The organism is Aurantimonas sp. DM33-3 (assembly GCF_014334315.1).
Classification (GTDB): Bacteria; Pseudomonadota; Alphaproteobacteria; order Rhizobiales; family Rhizobiaceae; genus Aurantimonas; species Aurantimonas coralicida.
In genome coordinates this window covers 13335-32881 of the sequence record NZ_JACSGS010000003.1, presented here as the reverse complement: position 1 = coordinate 32881, position 19547 = coordinate 13335, and the positions used below count along the sequence as shown (strand labels likewise).

General features: G+C 63.7%; 15 protein-coding genes and 1 tRNA gene. 12 read left to right on the top strand and 4 right to left on the bottom strand.

The features are described 5' to 3' along the window. Positions 1-81 precede the first annotated feature (81 nt). Positions 82-1689, top strand: coding sequence for a phosphoglycerate dehydrogenase (gene serA / locus H9Q09_RS05135; protein ID WP_187390181.1), 1608 nt, complete (start codon positions 82-84; stop codon positions 1687-1689). Between the two features lie 47 nt (positions 1690-1736). Here serA and H9Q09_RS05130 read toward each other — a convergent pair whose 3' ends face one another. Beyond that, entirely contained in the window at positions 1737-2648 is a 912-nt protein-coding gene (locus H9Q09_RS05130) for a DMT family transporter (protein WP_024348837.1), read from the bottom strand. 227 nt (positions 2649-2875) lie between these two features. Between H9Q09_RS05130 and H9Q09_RS05125 the strand changes: the two genes are divergently transcribed. Further along, the gene (locus H9Q09_RS05125; RefSeq protein ID WP_024348836.1) at positions 2876-4171 is read left to right on the top strand and encodes an adenylosuccinate synthase; all 1296 of its coding nucleotides are present in this window, start codon (positions 2876-2878) and stop codon (positions 4169-4171) included. Between the two features lie 51 nt (positions 4172-4222). After that, positions 4223-6205 carry a hypothetical protein gene (locus H9Q09_RS05120; RefSeq protein WP_187390180.1) on the top strand — a complete coding sequence of 661 codons (1983 nt, stop codon included), beginning with the start codon at positions 4223-4225 and terminating at the stop codon, positions 6203-6205. Positions 6206-6357: 152 nt separating this feature from the next. On the opposite strand, the gene rpoH is transcribed toward H9Q09_RS05120, so the two are convergent. Both rpoH and H9Q09_RS05110 read right to left on the bottom strand, forming a co-directional pair. Next, positions 6358-7269, bottom strand: a complete 912-nt coding sequence (gene rpoH, locus H9Q09_RS05115; protein ID WP_009208764.1) for an RNA polymerase sigma factor RpoH — start codon at positions 7267-7269, stop codon at positions 6358-6360. A gap of 185 nt (positions 7270-7454) precedes the next feature. Further along, positions 7455-8489: an RluA family pseudouridine synthase gene (locus H9Q09_RS05110; protein WP_187390179.1), complete on the bottom strand. Its 1035-nt coding sequence runs from the start codon at positions 8487-8489 to the stop codon at positions 7455-7457. 117 nt (positions 8490-8606) lie between these two features. Between H9Q09_RS05110 and H9Q09_RS05105 the strand changes: the two genes are divergently transcribed. The 3 genes from H9Q09_RS05105 (at position 8607) to H9Q09_RS05095 (ending at position 11096) form a co-directional block, all read left to right on the top strand. Then, positions 8607-8945, top strand: coding sequence for a hypothetical protein (locus H9Q09_RS05105; protein WP_187390178.1), 339 nt, complete (start codon positions 8607-8609; stop codon positions 8943-8945). Between the two features lie 70 nt (positions 8946-9015). Further along, positions 9016-9090: transfer RNA gene (locus H9Q09_RS05100), tRNA-Glu, on the top strand. Between the two features lie 5 nt (positions 9091-9095). Next, a complete protein-coding gene (locus H9Q09_RS05095; RefSeq protein WP_187390177.1) occupies positions 9096-11096 on the top strand; it encodes a DUF6538 domain-containing protein in 2001 nt (666 codons plus the stop codon). 764 nt (positions 11097-11860) lie between these two features. Here the strand turns inward: H9Q09_RS05095 and H9Q09_RS05090 are convergent. Next, on the bottom strand, positions 11861-12121 hold the full coding sequence (locus H9Q09_RS05090) for a hypothetical protein (protein WP_187390176.1): 261 nt from the start codon (positions 12119-12121) through the stop codon (positions 11861-11863). A gap of 319 nt (positions 12122-12440) precedes the next feature. On the opposite strand from H9Q09_RS05090, the gene H9Q09_RS05085 reads away from it, so the two are divergent. The 6 genes from H9Q09_RS05085 to H9Q09_RS05060 all read left to right on the top strand — a co-directional run bounded on the left by H9Q09_RS05085 (position 12441) and on the right by H9Q09_RS05060 (position 19487). Next, positions 12441-13652 carry a glycosyltransferase gene (locus H9Q09_RS05085; RefSeq protein WP_348646276.1) on the top strand — a complete coding sequence of 404 codons (1212 nt, stop codon included), beginning with the start codon at positions 12441-12443 and terminating at the stop codon, positions 13650-13652. Continuing rightward, positions 13645-14373 carry a sugar transferase gene (locus tag H9Q09_RS05080; RefSeq protein WP_187390175.1) on the top strand — a complete coding sequence of 243 codons (729 nt, stop codon included), beginning with the start codon at positions 13645-13647 and terminating at the stop codon, positions 14371-14373. Before H9Q09_RS05085 ends, H9Q09_RS05080 begins: the two co-directional genes overlap by 8 nt. A 98-nt stretch (positions 14374-14471) precedes the next feature. After that, positions 14472-15623, top strand: a complete 1152-nt coding sequence (locus H9Q09_RS05075; RefSeq protein WP_187390174.1) for a glycoside hydrolase family 16 protein — start codon at positions 14472-14474, stop codon at positions 15621-15623. A gap of 166 nt (positions 15624-15789) precedes the next feature. Beyond that, positions 15790-16635, top strand: a complete 846-nt coding sequence (locus tag H9Q09_RS05070; RefSeq protein ID WP_187390173.1) for a glycosyltransferase family 2 protein — start codon at positions 15790-15792, stop codon at positions 16633-16635. Between the two features lie 127 nt (positions 16636-16762). Beyond that, a complete protein-coding gene (locus H9Q09_RS05065; RefSeq protein WP_187390172.1) occupies positions 16763-18286 on the top strand; it encodes an oligosaccharide flippase family protein in 1524 nt (507 codons plus the stop codon). Next, positions 18279-19487: a GNAT family N-acetyltransferase gene (locus tag H9Q09_RS05060; RefSeq protein ID WP_187390171.1), complete on the top strand. Its 1209-nt coding sequence runs from the start codon at positions 18279-18281 to the stop codon at positions 19485-19487. Before H9Q09_RS05065 ends, H9Q09_RS05060 begins: the two co-directional genes overlap by 8 nt. Positions 19488-19547: the final 60 nt, after the last annotated feature.

The following is a 19547-nucleotide window of genomic DNA, read 5'->3' as shown; positions in this document are numbered from 1 at the left end:
CCGCCTCGTTCCAGTTCACAGCATTCATCGTTTTCGCGACGCCGGACCACCGCGTCGCTCATCATTCAAAGGACCATTCCCATGGCACCTCGCGTTCTCGTTTCCGACAAGCTCTCCAAGACCGCCGTCCAGGTCTTCACCGACCGCGGCGTCGAGGTCGACTACATGCCGGATCTCGGCAAGGACAAGGACAAGCTGCTCGAGATCATCGGCCAGTATGACGGCCTCGCCATCCGCTCGGCCACCAAGGCGACCGAGAAGCTGATCCAGGCGGCGACCAATCTGAAGGTCATCGGCCGCGCCGGCATCGGCGTCGACAATGTCGACATCCCGGCGGCCAGCCGGAAGGGCATCATCGTGATGAACACGCCCTTCGGCAATTCCATCACCACCGCCGAGCACGCCATCGCGATGATGTTCGCGGTCGCCCGCCAGCTTCCGGCCGCCGACGCCTCGACCCAGGCCGGCAAATGGGAGAAGAACCGCTTCATGGGCGTCGAGATCACCGGCAAGACGCTGGGCGTGATCGGCTGCGGCAATATCGGCTCGATCGTGGCGACCCGCGGCGTCGGCCTGAAGATGCGCGTCGTCGCCTTCGACCCGTTCCTGTCGCATGAGCGCGCCGCGCAGCTCGGCATCGAGAAGGTCGAGCTCGACGAGCTGTTCAAGCGCGCCGACTTCATCAGCCTGCACACGCCGATGACCGACAAGACCAAGGGCATCATCAACGCGGCGGCGATCGCCAAGATGAAGGACGGCGTGCGCATCATCAATTGCGCCCGCGGCGGTCTCGTCGTCGAGGCCGATCTCGCCGAAGGGATCAAGTCGGGCAAGGTGGCCGGTGCCGGCGTCGACGTGTTCGAGACCGAGCCGGCGACGGATTCGGTGCTGTTCGGCCTGGAGAACGTCGTCTGCACCCCGCATCTGGGCGCCTCGACCTCGGAAGCCCAGGAGAATGTCGCGGTGCAGGTCGCCGAGCAGATGTCGGACTATCTCGTCCGCGGCGCCGTCTCCAACGCCATCAACATGCCGTCGATCACCGCCGAGGAAGCGCCGATCCTGACGCCCTTCGTCAAGCTCGCCGAGATCCTCGGCGGCTTTGCCGGGCAGGTCACCGAGGAGCCGATCACCTCGGTCGAGATCCTCTATGACGGCACGGTGGCCGGCATGAACACCAATGCGCTGACCAGCGCGGCGCTGTCGGGCCTGATCAAGAGCCAGGTGTCGGACGTCAACATGGTCTCGGCGCCGATCATGGTGAAGGAGCGCGGCATCCACGTGACGGAATCGCGCCGCGACCAGTCGGGCGTGTTCGAGACCTACATCAAGCTGACCGTGACGACGGAGAAGATGACCCGTTCAGTGGCCGGCACGGTTTTCTCGGACGGCAAGCCGCGCTTCATCCAGATCAAGGGCATCAATCTCGACGCCGAGGTCGGCCAGCACATGGTCTATACGACCAACAACGATGCGCCGGGCATCATCGGCCTTCTGGGCACGACCTTCGGCGCTGCCGGGGTCAACATCGCCAACTTCCAGCTCGGCCGGAACCGTCCGGGCGGCGACGCGATCGCGCTGCTGTATCTGGATTCGCCGATGCCGGAGGACCTTCTGAAGACGGTGCTCTCTCACAAGGAGATCATCAGCGCCAAGCCGCTGCGCTTCGACGTTGCCGAAGCGACCGTCTAAAGGCCTGAGACCAGGATCGCGGCGCCCCGTTTCTTACGGGGCGTCGCTTACGCTTCGCTCGCCTTGCGGGCGCGGGCGGCGCCCCGCTCGGCGAGCATGATGCCGCCGAGGACGAAGGTGAGGGCGGCGACGTGATAGGCGTGCAGCTCCTCGCCGATGATCAGGACCGCCAGGATGGCGCCGAAGATCGGGACGAGATTGACGAAGAGATTGGCCCGGTTGGGGCCGATCAGCTCGATGCCGCGGATATAGAGAACCTGCGCCAGCAGCGACGGGAAGATGGCGGTATAGAGCGCCGCGGTCATGCCGGAGGTGTCGGGCAGCTGGGTATGGCCCATGGCCCATTCGATGCCGGCCAGCGGCACCGAGACGACGAGGGCGGACAGTGCGAGGACGAAGATCGTCGAGCGCCAGTGCAGCTTCGGCTTGAAGCGCAGCGCCACCGTGTAGCCGCCATAGATCAGCACCGCGAGCATCATCAGCGCGTCGCCGCGGTTGAGGTCGAGGGCGAGCAGTGCGGACAATTCGCCGTGAGAGGCGGTCAGGGCGACGCCGACGATGGTCAGGCTGAAGCCGATGATCTGGAACAGGGTCACGCCGGTGCGGAACAGAAGGAAGTTCGCCACGAAGACGATCAGCGGCATGGCCGACTGCTCGATGGTGACGTTGATGGCGCTGGTATAGTTCACCGCCAGATAGAAGATGGCGTTGAAGCAGGTGAAGCCGATCGCGCCGAGGGCGAAGAGGAAGGGCAGGTTGCGCCGAATCTCCGGCCATTCGCGGCGCACGTCGCCCCAGGCGAAGGGCGCGACGAACAGGCAGGCCAGCGTCCAGCGGATCAGGGTCAGGAGCATCGGCGAGACGTGGCCGACGGCCAGCTTGCCGGCGATGGCGTTGCCGGCCCAGAACAGGGCGACGGTGCCGAGGACGAGATAGGCGTTGCGGAAATAGGACGTCATGCTTCGCGTTTACGCGCGCCAGGACGATGCGCCTAGAGGGGCGAATAAAATAAGGTTCGCTGACGAGTGGTGCGGCCGGCATTTCGCGCCGCCGCGCAGCTTGCATGTCGGGCCAAATTGTCGGAAGTCCGCCGCAGGACCGCCTCGCTTCGCGCCGGGCGCTTGACTATAGTCCGCGCGCCTTCGGCAGCAGGGTGCGGGGCGAACATTCGCGAGAAGGACAAATCATGGCCAATGTCGTCGTCGTCGGTTCCCAGTGGGGAGACGAGGGTAAAGGCAAGATCGTCGACTGGCTGTCGGAGCGGGCCGACGTGGTCGTGCGCTTCCAGGGCGGACACAATGCCGGCCACACGCTGGTCGTCGACGGCGTCTCCTACAAGCTGTCGCTGCTGCCCTCGGGCGTCGTGCGCCAGGGCAAGCTGTCGGTGATCGGCAATGGCGTGGTCTTCGATCCGCATGCCTTCGTGGCGGAGAAGAACCGCCTGCAGGAGCAGGGCGTCTCGGTCAGCCCGCAGACCCTGCGGATCGCCGACAATGCGGCGCTGATCCTGTCGCTGCACCGCGAACTCGACGCCACCCGCGAAAACGCCAGCGCCGCCGGCACCAAGATCGGCACGACGGGCCGCGGCATCGGCCCGGCCTACGAGGACAAGGTCGGCCGCCGCGCCATCCGGGTGATGGACCTCGCCAATCCCGAAAGCCTTCCGGGCCGTATCGAGCGGCTGCTGGCGCATCACAACGCGCTGCGGCGCGGCCTCGGCCAGAGCGAGATCGACCCGGCGGCGATCCTCGACGAGCTGACCTCGGTCGCCGACGAGATCACCCCCTATATCGACCGGGTCTGGCGGCTGCTCGACCAGCGGCGCAAGGCCGGCGACCGGATCCTGTTCGAGGGCGCGCAGGGCACGCTGCTCGACATCGACCACGGCACCTATCCCTTCGTGACCTCGTCCAACACGGTGGCCGGGCAGGCCGCGGCCGGCTCCGGCCTCGGCCCGTCGAGCCTCGGCTTCGTCCTGGGCATCACCAAGGCCTACACGACGCGGGTCGGCGAGGGGCCGTTCCCGAGCGAGCAGGACAACGAAATCGGCCAGTTCCTGGGCGAGAAGGGCCGCGAATTCGGCACCGTGACCGGGCGCAAGCGCCGCTGCGGCTGGTTCGACGCGGTGCTGGTGCGCCAGGCGGTGGCGCTGAACGGCATCCACGGCCTCGCCTTGACCAAGCTCGACGTTCTGGACGGCCTCGACGAGATCAAGATCGTGGTCGCCTACAAGCTCGACGGCAAGACGATAGACTATCTGCCGGCAAGTCTTGCCGAGCAACAGCGCATCGAGCCGATCTTCGAGACCTTGGAGGGCTGGCGCGACACCACGGCCGGCGCACGCCGCTGGACCGATCTTCCTGCCCAGGCGATCAAGTATGTCCGGCACATCGAGGAACTGGTGGAAGCGCCTGTCACGCTTCTGTCGACCTCGCCGGAGCGCGACGACACAATACTTGTTCGCGATCCGTTTCAGGACTAGAGTCCCGGCGCCGGCGCACCAGAAATCAAGACGAGTGAGTGACTGCGATCCATGGCGGATTTGAGCGGCGTACTTCGCAAGACCATCGATGGCCTGCCACGCGCAACGCCGCAGATGCGAGCGAAGGTCTACGAGAAAGCCCGCGCGGCGATCCAGCGGCAGATCCAGGCGGCCAATCCTCCTCTTGCCGAGGAGGTTGTCGCCGCACGCCAGTCGGCGCTCGAGGACGCGATCGCGCGCACCGAGCAGCATTATCTCGACCAGGATGGCGATGGCGGCGAGCCCGCGGCAGCGGCACCGGCGGCGCCGGTCGCAGCGCCGCCCGCGTCTGCGCCGGCCGATGCGCCGGCAGCCCCTTCCGAGGAGATGTCTCCACGGTCCGATTTGCGGCCGTCCGAACCGCCGCGGCCGCAGACGCCGCCGGCCGAGCGCCCGCGCGCGCCGCAGTCGGACAGCCGCATCGAACCCTCCTTTGACGGTGGGCGCCCGGACGCCGGTACCGCTGCCGCTGCCGCCGGCGGGGCCAACACGCATTCGGCCTGGGAGCGGGAGACGCCCGCCACCCCGACGCCATCGCCGACCAAGCCGCAGGGCGCCGGCGCCGGCACAGGCGCGGCTTCGCCGGCCAGGCCCGGACCGGCCAGGGATGCCGGGCGCAGCGATCCGCCGCCCTTCTTCCCGGTCTCGGCGGAAGAGCCCGAGGGCGGGGCGCGTCCCGCCGCCGTGGGGGCGCCGTTCATCGTGCCGTCGCAGGAGAGCGGTCGCTCCGGGCCCGCCGTTGCCGGGACGGACGATGCCCATGACGACGAGGATCGGCTGCCGGCCGGCATCCGCTCCGACGACGACCTGATCCCCGCCGCCGACCTGACCGCGCCGCGCTACTCAGCGCGCCAGCGTCGCAAGTCCGGCGGTGCCGGCAATCGCGGTGCGATCACCGCCGTTGCCGCCGTGCTGATCCTCGGCGGGCTGGGAACGGCCGGCTGGATGTATCGCGAGGAAATCCAGGCGATGCTGGTCGATCCGGCCGGCCTGGAGACCATCGCCACGAACAACGCCGACGGCACGCCCGCGCCGACGCCGACGGACGAGGCCGGAACCGACGTGGCCGCGGTCGATCCGGCAGCCGAGACGCCGGACGCCGAGGGCGAGACCGCGCCGGAGACGACGACGCCGGCGCGGGAATCCACGCGCCAGTTCACCCAGCGGCTGCTGCCGGACGGCACCGAGGTCGACGAGGGCCCGGCCGAGGTCGCGCCGAACGCCTTCGACGAGGGCACGAACATCGCCGCCGCCTCGCCGGTGGAGACGCCGGACCTGTCGGGCAATCCGACCATTGCCAGCGAGATCGGCGAGAATCCCGAAGTCGTCGGTGCGCCGGAGACGCCGGCCGAGACCGCGGCGGAGACGCCCGATGCCGCGCCGACCGAGGACGCGGCCGCCGGCGAGACCGAGGTCGCGGCCGTCGATCCGTCCGAGGACGGGGTGGGCGTCGCGCAGGACGCGGTGTTCTACCAGGAGCGCACCGAGACGGTTCCGGGCACGCAGGAAAGCGGCGACGTCGTCTGGTCGGTGGTCAACGAGTCGCCGACGGAAGGGCAGCCGCCCGAGCCGGCGATCCGGGCCGAAGCCGAGATCCCGGACGAAAACCTGAAGATGACCATGACCATCCGGCGCAATGCGGACCCGACGCTGCCGGCCAGCCACGTCATCGAGCTGCTGTTCACGACGCCGGAGAACTTCGCCGGCGGTAGTGTCGCCAACGTCCAGCGGCTGGCGCTGAAGCCCTCCGAGCAGGCGCGCGGCGAGCCGCTGATCGGGGTCGCGGGCAAGATCTCCGACGGCTTCTTCATCATCGCCCTGAACAATCTCGAACAGGCGATGCAGAACAACATGGCGCTCCTGCAGAACGAGCAGTGGATCGACATTCCGATCGCCTATGCCTCGGGCCGCCGGGCGCTGATGTCGATCGAGAAGGGCGTGCCGGGCGACCGGGTGTTCAAGGAAGCGATCGAGGCCTGGAAGGCCAAGACCTGACGGGAATTACCCGCCGCGCCTGACCGCCGCCGCGCCTGACGGCGGGGCGGGGCGGGTGCGGGCCGCGGCAGCGTTCGAGCGTGCATCATGCGAAAAGGGCCGGCACGCGGATTGCGGACCGGCCCTTTCTTCATTCTCGCTGTGGTCCCGGATCAGGCGGCCGGCTGCTCGACCGTCCGCAGCGCCCGGTTGGTCGCGTCGGCGGTGTCGCGCACCGCCTTCTGGACCTTTTCGAAGGCGCGCACCTCGATCTGACGCACGCGCTCGCGGCTGATCTCGAACTCGCCGGACAGCGTCTCCAGCGTCAGCGGGTCCTCGGCCAGGCGGCGGGCCTCGAAGATCCGGCGCTCGCGGTCGTTGAGCACGCCCATGGCCTGCTGCAGCATGCCGCGGCGCTGGTCGAGCTCGTCGTTGCGGGCGAGCAGGTCTTCCTGCGTCTCGCTGTCGTCGACCAGCCAGTCCTGCCACTCGCCGGATTCGCCCTCGGTGGCGCGCAGCGGCGCGTTGAGCGAGGCGTCGCCGGACAGGCGGCGGTTCATCGACACGACTTCCTCGTCGGACACGCCGAGATTGGTGGCGATCTGCGAGACCTGGTCGGGGCGCAGATCGCCCTCGTCCAGCGCCTGGATGCGGCTCTTCATCTTGCGAAGATTGAAGAACAGCCGCTTCTGGTTCGCCGTGGTGCCCATCTTCACGAGGCTCCAGGACCGCAGGATGTATTCCTGGATCGAGGCCTTGATCCACCACATGGCATAGGTCGCCAGACGGAAGCCGCGCTCCGGATCGAAGCGCTTGACGGCCTGCATCAGGCCGACATTGCCTTCCGACACGACTTCGCCGATCGGCAGGCCGTAGCCGCGATAGCCCATGGCGATCTTGGCGACGAGCCGCAGATGGCTGGTGACGAGCCTGTGCGCTGCGTCGCGGTCGTCATGTTCCGCGTAACGCTTCGCCAGCATGTATTCTTCCTGCGGCTCCAGCATCGGGAACCGCCGAATCTCTTCAAGGTACCGGCTGAGGCCGGCTTCGCCCGAGGAGATGCTCGGGAGATTGGCTTGGGCCATATGTGCGCCCTCCATCGTTGCAGACGACCGCTTTTCGCGAAAGCCGGTCGGTGTGCGGGCCGCCTGCGCCTGCCCGCACCTTTCAGATATGGGGATTACCCCGGCCGATTGCACGGCAAGATCATGGGATCAGCGCGCTGAACGAACTGTTCGCGAACGCTCACCAATGGCCTCGGCAACGGGTCTTACCCAGTAGAAATCCCGAAGGCGGCGCACAGTTCCACCATATCGGCCGGCAAATCGGCCTGGAACGCCAGATCCTCGCCGGTGACCGGGTGGACGAAGCCGAGCCGGAAGGCGTGCAGGGCCTGGCGATCGAAGCGCTCGACGACATGGCGGGCGTCGTCCTCCAGCCGCCGCGACTTGCTGCGGAAGCCGGCGCCATAGACGTCGTCGCCGACGAGCGGATGGCCGATATGCGCCATGTGGACGCGGATCTGGTGGGTGCGGCCGGTTTCCAGCACGCATTCGACCAGCGACGCGATGCCGTCGTCCAGCGTCGAGGCCTTGACCAGGTTGAAGCGGGTGACGGCATGGCGGGCGTCGGCACGGTCGGCGGCGACGACGGCGCGCTTGACGCGGTCGGTGGTGGAGCGGCCGAGCGCCGCGTCGATCGTGCCGCTGGGCCGCAGCGGAACGCCCCAGACCAGCGCCAGATAGGCGCGCGACAGGCGGCCGTCGCGGCCATGGGCGGCGAACTGGTCGGCAAGGCCCTGGTGGGCGGCATCGGACTTGGCGACGACCAGCAGGCCGCTGGTGTCCTTGTCGAGACGGTGGACGATGCCCGGCCGCTTGACGCCGCCGACGCCGGAGAGGCTGTCGCCGCAATGGTGGATCAGCGCGTTGACCAGCGTGCCGGCCCAGTTGCCCGGGCCGGGATGGACGACGAGGCCGGCCGGCTTGTCGATCACGACGAGGTGTTCGTCCTCGAAGACGATGGTCAGCGGAATCGGCTCGGGCAGGGGCTCGGGGTCGGATGGCGGCGGAATGTCGACGGCGACGATCTCGCCGGCGACCAGCTTGCGCTTGCCGACGGTGACGGTGACGTCGTCGACGGTGACCTGGCCGTCGGCGATCAGGGCCTGGGCGCGGCTGCGCGACAGCGCGCCGTCGCTGGCGGCGGCGACGAAGGCGTCGAGCCGGATGCCGGCCCGGTCGTCCTCGACCAGAAAGCGGCTTGTGTCGGCGGCTTGCGGCCCTGTAGGAGCGATGTCGACCATCACAGTGCCCGATCCGCTGGAGTGACAGGCATTTTGATCCCTCTCAATGCGGTGTCCCGTCCCGAAACCAGATGCATCCTTCGGGACGATGCTGCCGCCAGACCGACCGGACGCGCCATGAGTATCGAGGACAACGACGACACCGAAAAGCCGCTCGACCCGGCGACCGAACGGCTCCGTCGCAAGATGGTGCGGCTCTTGGTGGTCTCGATCGGGATCATGACGATCGGGCTTATGGCCGTGCTGGCGGCCATTGTCTACCGCACCATGGGCGGGCCGGGGCCGCTGGAGGGCATCGAGACGACCATCGCGCTGCCGGCCGGCAGCGAGGTGCTGGACAGCTCGCTCGACGGCAAGCAGGCGCTCCTGCGGGTGCGCAACGGGTCCGAGGTGTCGCTGTACCTGGTGTCGCTCACCGACGGCAGCGTCACGGCCCGCTACGCGCTGCCGCAATAGTTCGCAGAATTTGCCCGATGCCCCCCTTGCATCGGGCAAATCGCCCGGTTATATCCTCGCTCACCAGCAAGCGCCCATCGTCTAGCGGTTAGGACGGCGCCCTCTCACGGCGCAAACAGGGGTTCGATTCCCCTTGGGCGTACCATTTCATTGAAATGGTACTACGGCCATTCGATAAATCAATCACTTACCGCCCTCATGCGCGGCTTGCTTGTCAGGCCGCTGCATAACAACATGTGCAACATGGCGGATGAAGTGGCGATCTCGAATCATCTCACAAAGCGCAACGGCGTCTGGCAGTATGTCCGGCGCGTGCCTGAAGACCTGCGCGGAAGTTTTCCGTTCGCACGGGTTCAGAAATCCCTTCGGACGTCAGTCGAGCGACAGGCTCGCGAGGCGGCCCTCGACCTCGATCGCCTCTGGGATCGACGGTTCGCGGAAGCCAGCGACCGCAGTGGCCTCGCCCGGCGCGACGGTGATTTGCTGGTAATGAGTACCGACGATTGGGCGTGGCCCGACTGGGAGGCCCTCGCAGCCTGGTTCGAGGCCAGTCTTGCCGAGGAGGATTGGCAGGCGCGCCTATCGGAGATCACTGGGCAGGCATTGTCGACCGACGCCGATCTGTCCCACATCCCCTGGCGGGACGCGCGCATCGTTCGCGATCACATCGACAGAGAAAAGCTCCTGAAGTCGCTGCCAGTGTCCGAGTATGGCGAGCAAAGGGCGGGCTTCGTTCGGGGCTACGTTCGAAAGCTCGGCGTCGCGGTAACACGGTCCGACCCACATTTCCTGCGCTTCATGGCCGCCTGCCAAACGGCGGAACTGTCTTATCTTGAACTCTTCCGGCTGCGCGAATCACGCCAGGGCGGCCTCGGAAATGCCCATCCAGACACGATTGAAGGTCGGTGGCAGCAAGCGAGACCATCGCAAGGCGCCGGCACATCCTCCTCGGTCCGCGCGTCTCGTGTAAGTGATCCATCCTCCGGTCTTACATCCACGTCCGCTGACGCTGCATCCTCGGACGGCTGGACAGGGAAGACCCTGACCCATTGCATCGAGACGTGGGTCGCCAATCGAATGGCGGCAAAGCAGGCGGTTCGAGAAAGCCATCTGAGCGACATGCGCAAGACCGTGGCTATATTTGAATCGCAAACCGGCCTTCGGGACATCGGCGTCATCACCCGCAAGCACGTCCTCGCCTTCCGGGATACGCTGAGCTCGCGGTCGGATTACAAGACCGCCACCGTCAACAAGAAGGTCAGCTACATCACGAGCCTCTTGTCGACCGCTCGGAACGCCGGCTGGATCGAACGGGAAATCGGCACGAAGGTCTTCATCCAGGTGCCCGGCGATGAAGGGATGCGAGAAGCGTTCACCAGTCCGCAGGTGGAAGCGATCTTCTCGCATCGGATCTTCACAGATGGCCATCGGTCGCCTTTGGCGAAGGCATGTGGAGAGTTGCAGTTCTGGCTGCCGCTGATTGCGTGCACGCACGGCATGATCACGTCGGAGGTCCTCCAGCTCGGACCAGATACGGTGCTCCCTCACGATGAGCACCCTGAGATCCTCTGCTTCTCAGTGACCAACGCCGGTGGCCGGACAACCAAGACATTGGCTCGTCGTCGCTGGATACCGATTCGCCGCGAGCTGCTCGATCTCGGTTTTCTCAACTTTGTGGAACAGGCGCGCGCGGAAAAACGGCGATGGCTCTGGCCAGAGATGGACGACGACGGCCGAACACTGGCGCGCCTCTCGAATTACGCGTCCACGTTCTTTGGGGACCTCCTCAGGAAGGATCTGGCGATCACCGAGCCGGACCTCAGCCTGTATTCGTTCCGTCACGGCTTCCAGGATCGTATTGGACGAGCCGGACACGGCGAGGAGGTCAAGAAGGCGCTGATGGGTCATGCCGAGACCGGCATGACAAAGCGCTATGGGACAAAGAAGGCGCCGAGGCCGGTTGATATCGTCAAACTGAACGACGTCATCCAGGCACTGCCCTGGCCGTTCCTGCAAAATGTTCGCGCGGGCAATTCCGTTGGCGAACGCGCACCGACGCAGGCGACGCGAGGGAGCAAGCCCTCAACAGCGCGCGATCGAGCGGCGCCGGTCCGCCAAGAACTCTCCGCAGGCGAAAGCGCGTCGGTGTGAATGAATCGTCGAAGGCCAATTCGGACATTTGGCTGCATGTTGAGAGGAGCCCAAACGACCCCGACGCCAGCCGGTTTTCCTCTGCGTGCAGCTTTAGTGCGTATGGTGTGGTGGGCTATAATTATGGCTATTTATATGGCAAGTATGGTCGAAACCATGGCTGCAATGGCAAGATGCTGCGTCTGGGACGCAACCGACTGCCTCGTAGGCGTCTCGAATGCACTGTGTTCCCGCTGCTGCGGTCAGCTTCAGAAGGGCGCGCTAAAAACCCGCCTATAAAGAAAAGCGATTTCGAATATCCTCGACTTGCATAGGGCCCCGCTGTCCGGAGAGGGATCGGCAACTTTTGAGCATATGAGGCAAAAGCTTGCGTCCGTCTCTCGACCCTTCTCGAGACGTCCGGGGGCGACCGATGTCTCCTGGAAGCCCACATCGGGCACCCTGGAAACCTCAATTGACAGCTTCAGCTTCACGGGGAGCGCCGTGACCATTAACCGCAAGAAGAAAGGAGGCGAACATACGTTGACCCCCGACATGACCATCCCAACTTAACCCGAAGGCGGGTCACTTTTCGATGGAAAACCCGGGTCAGTTCCCCGAAGAAATCAACAGCCAAAGCGCAGTTCGCCACTCTCTACGGGAAGCGCTTCACACGGGCCGACCGGTAGGCGGTGTCGGCCCAGACCGTCGAACCGGTGTTCGACCGATCGAGGACATTGGAGAGTTGCGCGCCACCGTAGGCTGACGCGCTCGTTGCCGACCAACTACGGATAAGGCTCAAGCGCCTGTCGATCGTGATGTGATCTTTGTAGCGAAGGCGTCCTGCGCCGGCGCAGGAGACAGCGCCAGAGCTCGCGGACCTTCTGTGAGGCGCGATAGACGGAGGCGTAGATGGTATCGGTGGCGAGCACGCGCAATTTCTGCTCCGCACCATTCTTCGGCCAGTGCCCGATTTGCTCCGGTGACCAGCCTTCCGACAAGCACTCGATGATGAACTTGCGCAGGCGTCCGTCACTCTCGAGCACGGCATCTCGCCTCCTGCGCTCGATATAGCCACCATCGGCTACGACCGGCGAATATTCGCCGCCCGGCAGCGCGTTGCGTTCCGGTTAGCGGCTGATAGTAGACCGCGACCGGCCAAGTGCCTTGGCTATGTCCGTCCTGTTTTAAAGCAATCCCTAAAATTTACGTAAATATTTAAGTAATAATTTGATGAACCTCGTTGACATCTCGTTTATATGGCGCATAATTCTTTCGTTACTGGATTGTCGCTCATAATCGAAAGAATTTATGTAAATTGGTTCGCTGTTTGGCGCCTGAAGAAAGAGCTAAGGGTAATGTGTCGTGCATAGGGATCGCTCGCCGTTTTCGGATTTTCGTGTAGCGCTTGTCCACTACTGGCTCGTCGATATGCGCGGCGGCGAAAAGGTGCTGGAAGCTTTCGCCCGGATTTTTCCGAACGCAGACATTTTCACGCTTGTATGCGACCACTCTAGGATCTCACCTACTCTTCGTCGCCATAATGTGACGACATCGTTTCTTCAGCACATTCCGGGCGCGACGAAGAACTACAGGCGGTTACTACCGCTGATGCCATTCGCTCTCGAGCACTTCGACCTCCGATCCTATGATCTCGTAATCTCCAGCGAGTCCGGGCCGGCGAAGGGTGTTGTGACGCGTCCTGACGCTTTTCACCTTTGCTACTGTCATACGCCCATGCGGTACATGTGGGACCATTATCAAGATTACTATGCGGGAGCGGGCCGGATCGCGCGCATCGGAATGGGGCTGACCGGTCCCTTTATCCGCAACTGGGACGTCAATTCAGCGGCCCGTGTCGACCATTTCGTCGCCAATTCCCATCACGTGGCACGCCGCATCAGACGTTACTGGCGCCGGGACGCGGAGGTGATATATCCGCCTGTCGCCGTCGACGCCATCGCATTGGGAACCGAAGTCTCGGACTTCTATCTCGTCGCGGGTGCGCTCGTTCCATACAAGCGCGTGGACCTCGCCGTCCGAGCTTTCTCGAAGATGGGTAAGAAGCTCGTAGTCATTGGGGAAGGGTCGGAGGAGGCCCGTCTCAGGCGGATCGCAGGACCGAGCATCTCGTTTCTCGGGCGGCAGAGCAACGAGGTTCTCAGGGAACACTTCCGGAAAGCCCGTGCCCTCGTATTTCCGGGGGAGGAGGATTTCGGCATCGTTCCTGTTGAAGTGATGGCCGCGGGCCGGCCAGTCATCGGCTTTGCCAAGGGCGGACTGCTCGAAACGGTATCGTCACCCGATTACGGCGTCCTCTTCGGCGAGCAGAGTGTCGAAGCGCTGATCGCGGCCGTGGAGGCGTTCGAAGGGCGCGAGGCCTCGTTCAACCCGTCCGCGATCCGGCGCGGTGCTCTCCGCTTCAACGAAGCGAACTTCGAGGTGCGAATCCGCGGCACGCTCGAGCGGCACATGTTTTCGGGTAAATTCGCCGAGGGTGCTGCCTCCACGACCAGCCGGGGAGGCGGGATGGGCTTTTTGCCGGACCAATCTGCAGTGGCTGCAATCCATGAGTGATTTGAGTTTCCAATCACCCTATATTAACGGTGAATTCCGCGACCGCCGGGCCCGACGGTATCCGACCCGGTCCGAGCGACAGCGCGAGGCCGAAAGACGTAAGGGACCTTCCTTGTGGAAGAGGCCGATCGACGTCACCTTCGCGTTGGCCGGACTGATCTTCTTTGCGCCGCTCCTCATTCTGATATCGCTCGCCCTTCTGATCAGCGACAACAGACCGATCATCTACCGCCAAAAGCGTGTAGGCATGGCCGGACGGACCTTTGAGTGTCTCAAGTTCCGGACGATGCGTCGCGACTCCGACGAGATGCTCGCAAGGCTCCTGGCGGACTGCCCAGTGAGCGCCGAAGAGTGGGCGGCGGCGCGGAAGCTGTCGCGAGATCCGCGCGTCCACGCCATCGGCAACATTCTGCGGCGCTCGAGCCTCGACGAGCTGCCGCAGCTGATCAACGTCCTCCGGGGCGAGATGAGTCTCGTCGGCCCCAGACCGATAGTCGAAGCGGAAGTCGCGTATTATGGCGAAAACTTCTTTGCCTATCAGGCTGTCAGGCCTGGTATCACGGGTCTCTGGCAAGTGAGCGGACGCAACACGCTGCCCTACGCGACGCGGGTTCGGCTTGATGCCTACTACGTCAGGCAGCTCTCGCTCGCGAACGATCTCCTGATCCTGGTGAAGACCCTTCCGATCGTCGTCCTGGCGCGAGGGGATTATTCGAAGTGAGATCGACCCTCAGGCAGACGGTCAGCATCGGGCGCAGGATCGACGAGGTCTCGGTTCCGGGGGGGCGTCAACGTTCGCTTCAGCCGAGGAAGATGGCGATGAATGCGATCCAAAAGAGGATGCAGAAGGCGATCGCGAGTATACGGATCAGCGGATCCGCCATCGTCTCACTCCCTGTGCGCTGGCGTTTCGCGAATGGCCTGAACGAAGGTTCGAAGCGAGCAGAAACGGGATTCCGCGTTAAGGACCTCGGCGAATTCAGCCTCATCGTGACCACATCCATTGCAACCGCACCGTCTGAGATCATGATGACGCCGTCCCCTTACCGGAGGTTTAAGACGGTCGCCGCAGCCATGATCCGATCCGGTGCAGCCGGCCTCGCACGGTCTGCTCCCTTGGTTTCTCGAAAGACGTGCAGTCTCGTTCCGACGTCGGCGACCCTGGCGATAGCCACATCGCTCGCCCTACTCGCAAGCGCACCCCACGCCTCATCGAAGGAGGCCTCTATTGACATCGACCGCTACGCCCTCCGATTTTCGGCCGAGTTCGACAATCAGAGAGATCTCTCCGACAAGTTCATCAACCACTACCGACGCTGGGGCAACCTGCGGACCCTTGCCGGAAACGAAGAGCAGCAGCTTTACGTCGACCGAACCTATCTCGATGCGATCGATCTCCGCGAGATCGATGCACCCTTCGAAGTAAAGGGCGGCAACCTCGAGATCATCGCGCGGCCAACGCCGAAAGCGGCCCGCGACCGCATCGATTTCCCTTATATCTCGGGTTTGGTCACGACCGAAGAAACCTTTGCTCAGACATACGGATATTTCGAGATCCGCTGCCGGATGCAAGCCGGGCAAGGGATGTGGCCAGCCTTCTGGCTCGTCGGCATGACGCACGACGAGGCATTGGAAATCGACGTCTTCGAGATGCTCGGGCACGAACCCCGTCGCATCTATCATTCGATCCACACCAGTGCCCGTGGCGTCGAATGGGGTGCGGAATCGGATCGGGTCGATCCCACAGCCGACTTCAACACCTATGGCGTCGATTGGCAGGAGAAATACATCGATTTCTACGTCAATCGCGAACGTGTCGCGCGTGCGGAGGCCGTCCTGCCGGGGCCAATGTACATGATCGCCAATCTGGCGGTTGGCGGAAACTGGGGTGGCAATCCGGACGAGACGACGAAGTTTCCGGCGAGGCTGGTGATTGACTATATCCGCGCATACGAAAGGATCGACCCGTGACGCCATCGGTCGTCCTTTCCAGCGGCTGCCGACGGATGCGGGGCGCAAGTCATGCACCGTGCCGGACCTGCGCGCATACCGGGGCCGCCAGCGTTTCGCTGAACCTCTTTCCGACATTCGACAGGCGGTATTCCGGCAGTCCTTACGGCCAGCATTGGAGTGCGCCATGAGCATCAAGGCAGAAGTCATCATTCCCAGCCTGGGGCGGCTCGAAGTTCTGAATGCGACGCTCGTCGCGATCCGGCGGCTTTACCCCGACCTTCCGATCCGCGTCGCGTTGCAGGGCGACGATTGCCGTGACGCCGTCTACCGCAATATGGGCGAAGCAAACTTTACCGTCGATTACAGGGAAACACCTGGCCTCATCCCAGCGCTCAACGCGTCTATCAGGCACTCGGCAGCCGAGATATGCATCCTGCTGGACGACGACGCGGTCCCCTGTGATGGATGGCTGGAGGCGCATCTGGGAACGATGAGCCGTTATCCGGAAGCGGCATATTGCTACGGGCGCGAGGTCAACACGACGCGCTGGCGCTCTCCGGTCTCCGAATTGTTGCGGATGGGATCGGAGGCGGTGTTCGGGCTGTTCCTTCCCCGCGAGACAAAGCTGCGGGGCCGCATCGTCGGATGGACAAACGGTCTTGGTGTCGTCTTCGGAAACTTCTTCCTGCCGGGCACCTGCGTGATCAATGCGCCCGCAGAGGGCAATCTCGCCGTTCGCCGAGCGCTTTTCCTCGACAGCGGCGGCTTCGACGAACGCTTCCGCGGCAACGCCTGGGGCTATGGCCCGCAATGGGGACTGAGATTGGCTGCGAAAGGCCATTACGGCCGCTACTGCGGCGATGCGATCATGATCCACCGTCAGCATGCCTCAGGCGGTACGCGCTCGGCGCAACGCAGCGTCTGGTACGAAGACTTCGTCGCGAACAACCGCCTGATGTGGACTGAAGTCGGCCCCTTCGGATGGGTCGGCGCTCTGCCGCGACTTGCACGCCGTTACTTCGTGCGATGACCCGACGCACTACCGGCCCCGCCGCTTTTCAGCCTTGGCAAACGCAGCATCGCTCGACCGAGCTTTTCTCTGGTGATCGGACAGCACGCTGTCGCGCAGGCCGGGCGCAGCCTGAGGCTAAGGATATATGACAGCGAACTTCGACGAAGCGCTGGAACCCACCGCGACGCGCGGTGTTGCTTCTCAAAGCAAGTCGTCTACCGCGATCGGCTGGGCGACAGTCGGATTCTGGGCAGGCCAGTCGGTCTCGCTCGGCGTCTTCCTGATACTCGTCACGATCCTCGCGCCGATCGACATCGGGCATTTCGCGCTCGCGACCGTGGTTCAGATGTTCATCGGTGCTTTCGTCGACAAGGCGATGGGCGAGGTCGTGATCCAGCGTGCCCAGCTGAGCGACGACATGCTTTCCACGGCCTTCTTCATGGACAGCGGTCTTGCCATCCTGCTCGTCGCGACGGTCGTACTGTTTGCCGAGCCGATCGCCTCCCTGCTTGGAGCGGCCGAGCTCGCCCTGGTTCTTCAAGTCCTCGCGATCGCTTCCTTGATGGGAACGCTCGGCAATATCCCGCTCGCTTTGCTGGAAAAGCAGCTCAATTTCCGGTGCTCGATCAAGATTGCGCTTGCGGCGCAGATTGCGGCCGGGACAGCGGCGCTTACGCTGGCGCTCCTCGGGTGGGGGATCTGGGCGCTGGTCGCCAATCAGATCGTCGAGACTGTCGTGAAGTCGAGCCTTGCCTGGATCACCGTCGGCTGGAGGCCGAAGCTCCGCGTCCAGCCTTCCGTGGTCCGTCACCTCTTAGGCTATTGGACGAGCACGATCGGATTCCGGCTGACCTACTTTGCACGCGTCAACACTGATCGGCTCATCATCGGGATGCTGCTCGGACCGACCATCCTCGGCTATTATACGATCGCCTACCGGCTCGTGCAGACCGCCACTGATACGTTCTGCGAGGGGATCGCCAAATCTATCCTCGCCGTCCTGAGCCTGCTTCAGGGCAGCCGGACTGACGTTGCCGACGTCTTCCTGACCTATGTCCGCACGACGGCGATCCTCGCCTTCCCCCTGTTTGCAGGCCTTGCTGTGATCGGACCGGACCTCGTGATCCTCCTCTTCGGAACACAGTGGTCGCAGACCGCTCAGATCCTGCCGTACCTCTCGCTGGTCGGTCTTGCGGTTCTTATGCTCTACCTCTTCGGGATCGCGTTCCGGGCCATCGGGTATCCGCAGGCAAATTTCTGGCTCTTTGCAACGGCGGCCTTCGTCGATGCGATCATTCTCGTCACCTTGCTCCCGGTCGGACTTTACATCTGCCTTTCGGTGCTCGTCCTGCGCGCCTGGCTCTACCTTCCGGCCGCAGCCTATGTCTTCCGCCGCCTCTTCCGTCGGCCCTTCAACGCGACTGCAAGAACATTGAGCGTTGGCACGGCGGGTGGTGCCGCGCTCGGTCTGCTTCTTGTCTCACTCTCGGCCATGCCAGCGATCTCTTCTCTGGATCGACCGGAACATTTCGCGGTCCTTTTCACGGTCGCGGGTGTCTTCTACCTCGCTTTCGTCTCCCTCACCGCACGCTCGTTTTTGTTCGAAGCGGCTTGTTTCATAAGACAGTCCCTCGGCCGACCCCCCGCATGGAGGAAGCGCAATGCGTAGTTCTTCGAAGGCTGTAGAGAACGGTCTGATTGTCTCCGTTACCGACAGATGCGCCGACGTCGCCGATTCATGGCGGCAACTCGAGACGAGCGGCGCTGCGACACCGTTTCAGACCTACTCCTTCGTCTCGACACTCTTGGAGACCGTCGGCGTCGAGCAAGGCGCTGTGCCGCGGATTGTTGTCGTCAGCGACGACGCCGGCACGCCGCAGATGATCCTTCCGCTCGTGCTCTTTCATCTCAACGGCGCGAGAGTACTGACGAGCCCGGATTTCAAGGTTGTCGATTATTTTGCACCCGTCATGGCGAAGTCTTTTGCCGAGCAGCTGACGCCGGCTCGCTTCGCAGAGCTTTGGAGAACCATTCAGGCAATTGTCGGAGACTCTGACGTCGTTGATTTCCCCAAGATGCCTGCCATGGTGGAGGGTGTCCCCAATCCGCTTCTCCACCTTGGAACCAAAGTCCACGAAACCGCTTTTCTGGCCGATTTCGCGGGCGGGCTCGAAGCCTACGAGAGCCAGTTGTCCAAGTCGTTCCTGTCGAGCCTCAAGCGCAAGGAGCGGATGCTCGGACGGCAGGGAAAGGTCGCCTTCTCGACCGCGTCCTCGACTGTGCAGGCGATCGAAATTGCGCAGACGATGATCAACTTCAAGTCAAAGCGATACCGCAGTACGGGAGTCCGGGATCTCTTCGACGAACCGGCCTATCGAGATTTCTATGAGAAGCTGGCGGAAAGGGAGTGGGGAAACCTCGTTCATCTTTCGAGCCTCTCCTTTGAGGACGAGCCGATGGCTGTCAGCTTGAGCGTTTCGCGCGGAGGTGTCCTTTTTCTTGTGATGCCGGCATTCGATCTGGACCGGTTTCAGAAAGGCTCCGTTGGGCTGCAATATATTCACAGCCTGTGCGGGTGGGCCTGCGCCAACCACTACCAGTCCCTCGATTTCACCTGGGGCGACGAGGCCTACAAGTTCTCGTGGGTCAACCGAAGCGTCCCGCTACACCGATGCCGGTATCCGGTGACCGCACGGGGTCGGCTTCATTGCGGCAGCGCGAACGCTGTAGAGTGGACGCGTGGAGCCCTCAAGACTGCCATCAGCGCGAATCCCGTTCTTCTGTCGGGCGCCAAGATGCTCCGCAAGCGTTTGAATGGCGTGACATCGCCATTCAACGGTCGCGCTCTGTCAAGTAGGTCAGAGCCGTGACTGTGGTCGATCCTGACACAGGCTGGTCCCCTGGGCAGTCCGCCGCTCCGGTATGTAGGC

Excerpts from the sequence above, each read along its gene's own strand:
- serA (WP_187390181.1), top strand. The coding sequence starts at position 82 with ATGGCACCTCGCGTTCTCGTTTCCGACAAGCTCTCCAAGACCGCCGTC.
- H9Q09_RS05130 (WP_024348837.1), bottom strand. The coding sequence starts at position 2,648 with ATGACGTCCTATTTCCGCAACGCCTATCTCGTCCTCGGCACCGTCGCC.
- H9Q09_RS05125 (WP_024348836.1), top strand. The coding sequence starts at position 2,876 with ATGGCCAATGTCGTCGTCGTCGGTTCCCAGTGGGGAGACGAGGGTAAA.
- H9Q09_RS05120 (WP_187390180.1), top strand. The coding sequence starts at position 4,223 with ATGGCGGATTTGAGCGGCGTACTTCGCAAGACCATCGATGGCCTGCCA.
- rpoH (WP_009208764.1), bottom strand. The coding sequence starts at position 7,269 with ATGGCCCAAGCCAATCTCCCGAGCATCTCCTCGGGCGAAGCCGGCCTC.
- H9Q09_RS05110 (WP_187390179.1), bottom strand. The coding sequence starts at position 8,489 with ATGGTCGACATCGCTCCTACAGGGCCGCAAGCCGCCGACACAAGCCGC.
- H9Q09_RS05105 (WP_187390178.1), top strand. The coding sequence starts at position 8,607 with ATGAGTATCGAGGACAACGACGACACCGAAAAGCCGCTCGACCCGGCG.
- H9Q09_RS05080 (WP_187390175.1), top strand. The coding sequence starts at position 13,645 with ATGAGTGATTTGAGTTTCCAATCACCCTATATTAACGGTGAATTCCGC.
- H9Q09_RS05075 (WP_187390174.1), top strand. The coding sequence starts at position 14,472 with ATGAATGCGATCCAAAAGAGGATGCAGAAGGCGATCGCGAGTATACGG.
- H9Q09_RS05070 (WP_187390173.1), top strand. The coding sequence starts at position 15,790 with ATGAGCATCAAGGCAGAAGTCATCATTCCCAGCCTGGGGCGGCTCGAA.
- H9Q09_RS05065 (WP_187390172.1), top strand. The coding sequence starts at position 16,763 with ATGACAGCGAACTTCGACGAAGCGCTGGAACCCACCGCGACGCGCGGT.
- H9Q09_RS05060 (WP_187390171.1), top strand. The coding sequence starts at position 18,279 with ATGCGTAGTTCTTCGAAGGCTGTAGAGAACGGTCTGATTGTCTCCGTT.